This is a genomic window from Tabrizicola sp., assembly GCF_051645465.1.
Taxonomy (GTDB): domain Bacteria; phylum Pseudomonadota; class Alphaproteobacteria; order Rhodobacterales; family Rhodobacteraceae; genus Tabrizicola.
This window is the reverse complement of record NZ_JBOFBI010000381.1, coordinates 1-7,788: the sequence shown is the minus strand read 5'-3', so window position 1 is coordinate 7,788 and position 7,788 is coordinate 1. Positions and strand designations below refer to the sequence as shown.

Below are 7,788 nucleotides of genomic sequence, written 5' to 3'. Positions count from 1 at the left end.
GGGCATAGCGGGGCATGGGGCATCCCTAACGCGGGTGCCGGGATTTGTGAATGCATCACGCTGGATCGCGGTGAGCGGGCCTTTATCGGATGGTGGGATCGGGGGGGAGCGGTTGATGCCACGCGGTGCCCGAAACTCTCCGGCCAAAGCCCCCCACCCCCATCCCCTCCCCACGTTGGGGGAGGGGAGGCGCCCGTCCTTTGCGGCTGTTCCCCTTGATCAACGCTGGGAGGTCGGCAATTCCGCCCACCGCAGCCTGCCCCCTATCAATCCCGCGGCCCCCTGCCTATCTTGCCCGCGGCGGATACGAGGGGCGGCAGTGGCATTTTCCGGGCTGACGGACGGGATAGCTCGCGGGATCGAGGGGGCCGGGGCGACGCTTGGCGAGACCTTCTTCGATACGACGCTGCGGCTTGGTGTGACGGGTCTTTCGCGTGCGGGCAAGACGGTTTTCCTGACCGGGCTGGTCGCGAACCTTCTGAACCGGGGCCGGATGCCGCAGCTGAAGGCGGCGGCGGAAGGGCGGATTCTGGGGGTCTATCTGCAGCCGCAGCCGGATGTGACGCTGCCACGTTTCGACTATGAGACGCATCTTGCGGCGATGACCGGTGATCAGCCGCGGTGGCCTGCGTCGACGCGGTCGATCTCGGAGCTGAGGCTGTCGTTCCGGGTGCAGCCGGGTGGGTTTTTCTCGTCCTGGCGGGGGCCGCATACGCTGCATCTCGACATCGTGGACTATCCGGGCGAGTGGATTCTGGACCTGGCGCTGCTGGATCAGAGCTACGAGCAGTGGTCGGAGGCCACGCTGGTGAGGCTGGAGAAGCGCCGGGAGGCTGCCGCCTTTCGTGCGCTGGCGCGGGCCGAGGATGGGGCCTTGCGGCTGGAGGAAGCCAAGGCGCGGGCTTTGGCGGAGAGCTTCACCGCCTATCTTGCGGCGGCCCGTGATCTTGGTCGGGTCGATGTGACGCCGGGCCGGTTCCTGTTGCCGGGCGATCTTGCGGGCTCGCCCGTCCTGACCTTCGCGCCGCTGCCGAAGCCTGCGCTGACCCCGCGGGCGAGCCTTTGGCGCGAGATGGAGCGGCGGTATGAGGCGTACAAATCCCGGGTTGTCCGTCCGTTCTTCCGCGATCATTTTGCCAAGATCGACCGGCAGGTCGTGCTGGTCGATGTGCTGGGGGCGATCCACCAGGGGCCGGGCGCGGTCGAGGACCTGCGGCGGACGATGGCGGAGGTGCTGTCGGCGTTTCGTCCCGGTCGGAACTCCTGGCTTTCGGCGCTGTTCGGGGGCAGGCGGGTTGAGCGGATCCTGTTCGCGGCGACCAAGGCTGACCATCTGCATCACGAACAGCACCCGGCGCTGACGGCGATCGCGGCGGCGCTTCTGGCCGAGGCGAAGTCGCGGGCCGATTTCTCGGGGGCTGCGACGGCGGCGATGTCGCTGGCCAGTTTGCGCACGACGGTCGAGGAGAGCGTGACCCGCGATGGCGTGGTGCTTCCGGCAGTGCGGGGGACGCTTCTGTCGACGGGGAAACCTGCGCTGATGTATCCGGGCGCGCTGCCGTCGGACCCGGCGCGGGTTCTGTCGCCGGCGCGGGAGGGGGCGGAGAAGTGGCTGGATGCGGACTACAGCCTGATGGGCTTCGCGCCCGCGCGGCTGAGCCTTAAGCCCGGCGAAGGCCCGCCGCATATCCGGCTGGACCGTGCGGTGGAGTTTCTGATCGGGGATCAGTTGTGACGGGCTGGGGGATCACGGATGCGTCGCCCGGCGATGCGGGACCGCTGGCGCTGATCCTGGGCGACTGGGTGCGCGAGACGGGATGGATGCCGGTCCTGCACAGCCGGGAGGAGGATGTGGGGTTCCTCAGCGGGCTGATTGAGAGCCACGTGGTTCGGGTGGCGCGGGGCGGCACTGGGCCGATGGGTTTCCTTGCGCGCAAGGCGGGCCATATAGCGGCGCTTTACCTTGCACCTGAGGCGCGCGGGCTGGGCGTCGGCAAGGCACTCCTGGACGAGGTGAAGGCGGTCGAACCGACGGTCGAGCTTTGGGCCTTCCAAGCCAACAGGGGGGCTGTCGCCTTCTATCTGCGCGAAGGCTTTCGCGAGGTCGAGCGGACCGATGGCCGCAATGACGAGGGTTTGCCGGACCTTCGGCTGATCTGGAGGAAGGCGCCATGAGCCGCCCGCCAAAGCCGTTTCTGCAGGAGATCGACGAAGCGGCCGACCCGTCGATGGCCCCTGCGGTGCCCGATGCCTTGCCCGAGGGTCAGGCGATGCAGGCGGTGGCGGCGCTTTCGCAACGGAAGGGATCGGCGCTGACCCGCTTTGCGCTGTGGGCTTTTGGCGCGCTTTTCACCTTCGCGATTTCGGTAGCGGCCTATGACTTTGTCGCGGGGCTTCTGGCGCGGAACCTGATCCTCGGGTGGCTGGCCTTTGCGCTGGTCGCCTTGGCGGTGGTGGCTGGGTTGGTGCTGGCGTTGCGGGAATGGGCCGCCTTCATCCGTCTGCGCCGCCTTGATGGCCTTCGGACCCGGGCTGAGGCGGCCCGTTCTGAAGTTGACCTTCCGGCGGCCCGGAGCGTGGTTGCGGACCTGACGCGGCTTTACGCGGCGCGGGGGGATACGGCCTGGGGGCGTGCTCGTCTGGCGGAGCGCGAGGCGGAGGTGATGGATGCTGATGCGTTGCTCGCGCTGGCAGAGCGGGAGCTTCTGACGACGCTGGATGCCGAGGCGCGGCTGGTGATCGAAAGCTCGGCCCGGCAGGTGGCGATGGTCACGGCGCTGGTACCGCTGGCGCTGGCGGATGTGGCGACGGCGCTGGTGGCCAATCTGCGGATGATCCGGCGGATCGCCGAGATCTATGGCGGAAGGTCTGGGAGTTTCGGGAGCCTCGGGCTGCTGCGTCGGGTGTTCGGGTCGCTGATCGCGGCGGGGGCCTTGGCGCTGACGGATGACATGATCGGATCGGTCGCGGGTGGCGGGGTGCTGTCGAAGCTCTCGCGGCGGTTCGGCGAAGGGGTGGTGAACGGGGCGCTGACGGCTCGGGTTGGGCTGGCGGCGATGGAGCTTTGTCGGCCGATGCCGTTTGTCGCGCTGGAGCGCCCGGCGGTGTCGTCGCTGGTGTCGCGTGCGCTGACGGGGCTGGTGTCGCGGGGGTAGGGCCGTATCGCGGGTTGGGGCGGTTTTCAGATTGAGCGCTGACGCGCGAAGACTCTTTGTCTCGCCTCTGCGCGTGAAGAACGCGCAGAGGCTCGGGTATGCCTCCGGCGGGGATATTTGGGCAAAGATGAAAGGTGTTATGGGGTGTGTTGCGGGGCTTGCCAGTCGACCCAGCGGCCATGGAAATCGGCGCGGCCTAGGGGGATCGTCTCGCCTTCTGGCCATAGGGTCAGGGTGAGGGCGGCGCCTGGGTTCTGGTTGTCGGCCTCCATCGACAGTCTTGCGAGCGGGGCGTTGGGCGAGGCGTGTTCCCCCGCAGACGTCATCGCGGCCAGGGCACGGGTCTGGGTTTCGGGCGGGAAGTACTGCCAGGCGACGGTGTGGAAGACGAGGTGCAGGGCGCCTTCGTGGCGGGTTGCGAGTCGCGTCTCCAGCCAGGCGGCGGCATCGCCCCGGTCGACCTCGGGGCGCACCTCGGCGGCAAGGTCGAGGGCAGCGCGGGTGCGGGCGATGCGGTCGGGCTGGTCGGGCCAGAGATAGGCGAGGAGTCTGAGGCGGTCGGCCACGGGGTCGAGGGGGTTGAGGTCTACGCCCGCCCGGTCGATCACTCTGGGGGCGGCTTCTGGTGGCAGGGGGCCGGTCCAGTCGGGGGTGAGGGTCAGGGTGGGATTTTTCGGGCCGAAGGTGTGGCCGTCTGCCTCAAGGCCGTAGTGATCCCAGAGGAGACTGAGGCCCGCGCTGGCGCCGAGTTCGGAGAGGATGAGCGGCAGTCCGAAGCGTGCGGTCAGCCACTGCGCGGCGGCGATGAGGACGGCGGAGCGGCGGACCTCGTTGGTCTGGGGTGGGGATTTGAGCCAGTCGAGAAGGAAGGCGGGATGTCGTCGAATGGTTTCCAGGGCCACTTCCGTCGGATCTGCGCCGGAAACGCTGTAGGCTTGGGCAAAGACCGGATCGGCCCCGGAGATAACCAGTGCGTGGAGGCCGCCTGCCAGCCGGAGGGGCAGGCTGTCAGCGCGCGGAAACGGATCGCCTGGCCAGCCGAGGACCTGATCCGAAACAGGATCGCCAGGCTGAAGCCGCTCGGCCAGGCCGGCCATAAGCCGGGCCATCAAGGGCGATCCGAGGCTTTCACAGGCCAGGGCCTGATAACGAAAGGCCTCGCGGACCTGGCTCATCGGAACTTGTCCAGGAGCTTTTGCATCGGGCTTCGCTTGTCCTCGGCTACGACTGCGGTTGGGGTGGGTGTCGGGGGCGTGGGGGCTTCGGGCTTGTCCCTTGTGGTTGAAGACCGGGGTGGTGCGGTGCGCAGGCTGACGGCGTTCATGAACTTTTGCCCGTCGCCTTCGGCCAGCGCCGGGGCACCTTCGGAAATGCCGCGGAGGAGGTCTTCGAGCCAGTCCTGATCGGCCTTGGCGAAGTCGTGGAGGACATAGGCCGCAACCGCATCCTTGTGGCCGGGATGACCGATGCCAAGGCGGATGCGGGCGTAGTCGTCGCCCAGGTGGCCGTGGATCGAGCGGAGGCCGTTGTGGCCTGCATGTCCGCCGCCCTGCTTCAGCCGCAGCTTTCCGGGGGCGAGGTCGAGCTCGTCGTGGAACACGGTCACGTCGGTCAGGGGCAGTTTCCAGAACGCCAGAGCGGCCTGCACCGACTGGCCGGAGAGGTTCATGAAGGTCTCGGGCTTCAGAAGGGCAACCTTTTCGGCGCCGAGGCGGCCTTCGGAGACGAGGCCCTGAAAGGCCTTGCGCCAGGGCGTGAAGCCATGGTCGGAGGCAATCCGGTCAACGGCCATGAAGCCTATGTTGTGCCGGTTGCCTGCGTATTTCTGCCCGGGGTTGCCGAGGCCGACCCAGAGTTTCACGGGCGCTGCTCCTGTTGCTGGACGCTTCGCTGGGGTATAGCGTCAGACAGGCCGCCCGACAATTGAGCCAATCCCTGATGCGCAGCTTCACTCTTCGCGGCCTGACGCTTTACTTGCCCAATTCCGCACTGCGCGGCAATCTGCAGCGGTCGCTGACCGCCGGGCGGTACGAGAACCATGAGGCGGACGCACTGCTGGCGCATCTGGTGCCGGGGGACCGGTTCCTGGACCTTGGGGCGGGGATCGGGTTTCTGTGTGCGCTGGCTGCGGGGGTTCTGGGTGAGGACGCAGTTACGGGGGTTGAGGCGGGGCCGGAGACGATTGCGCTGGCGCGGAAGAATCTGGCGGCGAATGGGTTCAAAGGGGTGAGGGTGATCCGTGGGGCGGTCGTCGGGGAGGCGACGGGCGGTGAGGTGGAGTTTGGCCAGCGCCCGGCCTTCTGGGCGAGCGCTTTGCGCGGGCCGGAGGGTTGGCCGGAGAATGCCGAAGTGATCCTTGTTCCGGCGCGGCCCATTGCTCGGCTGCTGGCGAAGGTGAGGCCGACGGTGATCTGTTGTGACATCGAGGGCGCAGAGCTTGACGTGCTGGTGCAGCCCCTGCCCGGCGTGCGGCTGATCGTGGTCGAGACGCATCCGCAGGTCTATGGCGACGCGGGGGTGGCGCGGATCAGGACGGCGCTGGCCGCGCAGGGGTTTCAGGACGAACCGAAGGGGGCGAAGGCTGCAACACTGGTCTTCCGGCGCGACTTAGGCGGCGCGGGCGCCGAGTGATTGTGCTGACCTGATCCAGTCCTGGCGGATTTCGTTCGTGCTTTGCTGAACGGGCGAGAAATGCGTCAATCCGTTCGGGCGAATGCCAACGTAGCTCAGGATCTGCTTTTGCACCTGATGCTTGAGGGCACTCCGATACATCAGCCAGAACGCCCAAGCTGGCGTGTCCGAGGTCAGGATCAGCCGCCCGGTCCGTCCGGCCAGCAGCGGTTTCGGCAGGCCCATGCGGCGTTGGCGCGGGTCGAAGGCATAGCCGGGCAGGAAGGCGCGGTCGAAGAGCCCCTTGGCTTTGGCCGGCAGGCCGCCCCACCACATGGGCGAGACAAGGACGAGGTGCTCGGCCCAGGTCAGATCGGCACGAAAGCCTTCGAGGTCGGGTTCCAGCGCCGGGGCGTTGCGGTAGCCGGACTGGCCGAAGTCGGGGTTGAAGGCCATTTCGGAGAGGGTGGCGTGGCGTACTTCATGGCCCGCGGCGGTGGCGCCGTCGGCATAGGCTTGCGCGAGGGCGGCGCTGAGTGACAGTCTGGCAGGATGAAGATTGGCGATAAGGATGCGGCGGGACATGGGGGCTCCATAAATTGACTATAGTCAGTATTCATATAAAATGACTGTAGTCAATATTTCTTCCGAGGGTCGGATGACGCGGAAAGTGCAGGCCCGAACCATTGCGACGCGCGACCGGCTGCTGGCAGCGGGGCGGGAGATCGTGGGCACCTCGGGGATGGCGGGGTTGCGGACCGAGGAGGTTGTTGCGCGGGCGGGAACGGCGAAGGGGACGTTCTTCGCGCATTTCCCGGATCGCGACCATTTCCTGGCAGTACTGCTGGCCGAAAGTCTGACTGCGGACCTCGCCGGGCTTGCGGCCCCGAGCGATGCTGCTTCGCTGAAGGCGCTGCTCGATCAGGTCTTCCTCCGGTTCGCTGCCGACGCCGATACCGTCGCGCTGATTGCGCGGTTCAGCGGGCCTGCTGGAGTGGGGCTGGGCATGGATCTGATGGTCTGCGGTGTGATCGAGCGGCTGGCTGAGGGGATCGGAGCAATGCAGGCGCGGGGAGTGGTGGCCCAGCGGGCGGCACCCGAAGTGCTGGCCGAGGGGCTGATGGCGTTGATCTTCCACGCCGCGGCGTCGGCGCAGTGCAGGGCGCAGGGGGATCGGGCGGCGGTGCGGGCGCGGGCCGAGGCGCTGTTGCACCGGATGGCGGAGGCGCTGATCTGGCCTCGGGTTTGAGGCTGGCCTCGAAGCACGATTTTTCTGCGAAAAATCAGGGTGATCGGGCTGCTCTGAAATGCAACGGGGGACCCGAAGGCCCCCCGCGCGGGTTCATGGTCCGGTGTCTCAGGCGGTGGCTTCTTCGGTGGTCTCTTCCACCACCAGGCCCGACGGAGCCGCGATGTTGGCGATCACGAAGTTCCGTGCGATCGTGGGCTTTGCGCCTTCCGGCAGCACCACATCGTTGATGTGGATGACGTCGCCGATGACCTTGCCGGTCAGATCGACCGTGATGTGATCGGGGATGTCGCCAGCAGTCACTTCAAGCTCGACCTCCGAGCGGACCACGGTCAGCGCACCACCGCGCTTCAGGCCGGGGCTGGCTTCGTGGTTGATGAAGTCGACGTGGATGAACAGCTCGATCCGGCTTTCATCGTGGATGCGCATGAAGTCGACATGCGTCGGCAGGTCCTTGACCACATCGCGCTGGACGCCACGGCAGATGACGTGGACGTCAGGCTGCCCTTCGACCTTGAGGTTGAAGAGCGTCTGCAGGAAACGACCCTGCCGCAGCTTGGTCAGGAGGTAGTTGTATTTCATCTTGATCGGCTGGGGTGCTACCCCGTCGCCGTAGATGATGCCAGGTACGGTGCCCTCACGACGGGCTTGACGGGCGGCCCCCTTGCCTGTCCCCGTCCGTACCTCGGCCAGAAGATCAGCGATCTCGCGTGCCATAGGTTCTCTCCAATGTAAGTCCGCCACCCTCCAAGGGTGCGTGGCGCGACCGGGGGC

The 7,788-nt window shown here is 67.1% G+C and carries 9 protein-coding genes; 5 read left to right on the top strand and 4 right to left on the bottom strand.

The features are described from left to right. Positions 1–319 precede the first annotated feature (319 nt). The 3 genes from ACRCSW_RS23325 to ACRCSW_RS23315 are packed head-to-tail and all read left to right on the top strand — an operon-like array spanning position 320 to position 3,155. The gene (locus tag ACRCSW_RS23325; protein WP_438708043.1) at positions 320–1,735 is read left to right on the top strand and encodes a YcjX family protein; all 1,416 of its coding nucleotides are present in this window, start codon (positions 320–322) and stop codon (positions 1,733–1,735) included. After that, positions 1,732–2,175, top strand: a complete 444-nt coding sequence (locus ACRCSW_RS23320; protein WP_438708042.1) for a GNAT family N-acetyltransferase — start codon at positions 1,732–1,734, stop codon at positions 2,173–2,175. The genes ACRCSW_RS23325 and ACRCSW_RS23320 overlap by 4 nt, the downstream gene beginning before the upstream one ends. Next, positions 2,172–3,155, top strand: coding sequence for a YcjF family protein (locus ACRCSW_RS23315; RefSeq protein WP_438708041.1), 984 nt, complete (start codon positions 2,172–2,174; stop codon positions 3,153–3,155). Before ACRCSW_RS23320 ends, ACRCSW_RS23315 begins: the two co-directional genes overlap by 4 nt. Before the next feature lie 137 nt (positions 3,156–3,292). Here the strand turns inward: ACRCSW_RS23315 and ACRCSW_RS23310 are convergent, their stop codons facing one another. Both ACRCSW_RS23310 and pth read right to left on the bottom strand, forming a co-directional pair. Continuing rightward, entirely contained in the window at positions 3,293–4,330 is a 1,038-nt protein-coding gene (locus tag ACRCSW_RS23310) for a DUF2332 domain-containing protein (RefSeq protein ID WP_438708040.1), read from the bottom strand. Next, positions 4,327–5,016, bottom strand: a complete 690-nt coding sequence (pth, locus tag ACRCSW_RS23305) for an aminoacyl-tRNA hydrolase (protein WP_438708039.1) — start codon at positions 5,014–5,016, stop codon at positions 4,327–4,329. The genes ACRCSW_RS23310 and pth overlap by 4 nt, the downstream gene beginning before the upstream one ends. Positions 5,017–5,093: 77 nt before the next feature. Here pth and ACRCSW_RS23300 point away from each other — a divergent pair, with 77 nt between their 5' ends. Continuing rightward, positions 5,094–5,786, top strand: coding sequence for an FkbM family methyltransferase (locus ACRCSW_RS23300; RefSeq protein WP_438708038.1), 693 nt, complete (start codon positions 5,094–5,096; stop codon positions 5,784–5,786). On the opposite strand, the gene ACRCSW_RS23295 is transcribed toward ACRCSW_RS23300, so the two are convergent. Next, positions 5,763–6,350, bottom strand: a complete 588-nt coding sequence (locus ACRCSW_RS23295) for an NAD(P)H-dependent oxidoreductase (protein ID WP_438708037.1) — start codon at positions 6,348–6,350, stop codon at positions 5,763–5,765. The two genes, ACRCSW_RS23300 and ACRCSW_RS23295, sit on opposite strands and share 24 nt — an antisense overlap. A gap of 73 nt (positions 6,351–6,423) precedes the next feature. On the opposite strand from ACRCSW_RS23295, the gene ACRCSW_RS23290 reads away from it, so the two are divergent. Next, positions 6,424–7,014, top strand: a complete 591-nt coding sequence (locus ACRCSW_RS23290) for a TetR/AcrR family transcriptional regulator (RefSeq protein WP_438708036.1) — start codon at positions 6,424–6,426, stop codon at positions 7,012–7,014. A gap of 108 nt (positions 7,015–7,122) precedes the next feature. Here ACRCSW_RS23290 and ACRCSW_RS23285 read toward each other — a convergent pair whose 3' ends face one another. Continuing rightward, complete coding sequence (locus ACRCSW_RS23285; protein WP_438708035.1) at positions 7,123–7,731, bottom strand: 50S ribosomal protein L25/general stress protein Ctc; 609 nt, start codon at positions 7,729–7,731, stop codon at positions 7,123–7,125. Between the last annotated feature and the right edge of the window lie 57 nt (positions 7,732–7,788).

What these genes read in the sequence shown, in the direction of transcription:
- ACRCSW_RS23310 (WP_438708040.1), bottom strand. Translation starts at nt 4,330, where the DNA reads ATGAGCCAGGTCCGCGAGGCCTTTCGTTATCAGGCCCTGGCCTGTGAA.
- ACRCSW_RS23285 (WP_438708035.1), bottom strand. Translation starts at nt 7,731, where the DNA reads ATGGCACGCGAGATCGCTGATCTTCTGGCCGAGGTACGGACGGGGACA.
- ACRCSW_RS23295 (WP_438708037.1), bottom strand. Translation starts at nt 6,350, where the DNA reads ATGTCCCGCCGCATCCTTATCGCCAATCTTCATCCTGCCAGACTGTCA.
- ACRCSW_RS23300 (WP_438708038.1), top strand. Translation starts at nt 5,094, where the DNA reads ATGCGCAGCTTCACTCTTCGCGGCCTGACGCTTTACTTGCCCAATTCC.
- ACRCSW_RS23315 (WP_438708041.1), top strand. Translation starts at nt 2,172, where the DNA reads ATGAGCCGCCCGCCAAAGCCGTTTCTGCAGGAGATCGACGAAGCGGCC.
- ACRCSW_RS23290 (WP_438708036.1), top strand. Translation starts at nt 6,424, where the DNA reads ATGACGCGGAAAGTGCAGGCCCGAACCATTGCGACGCGCGACCGGCTG.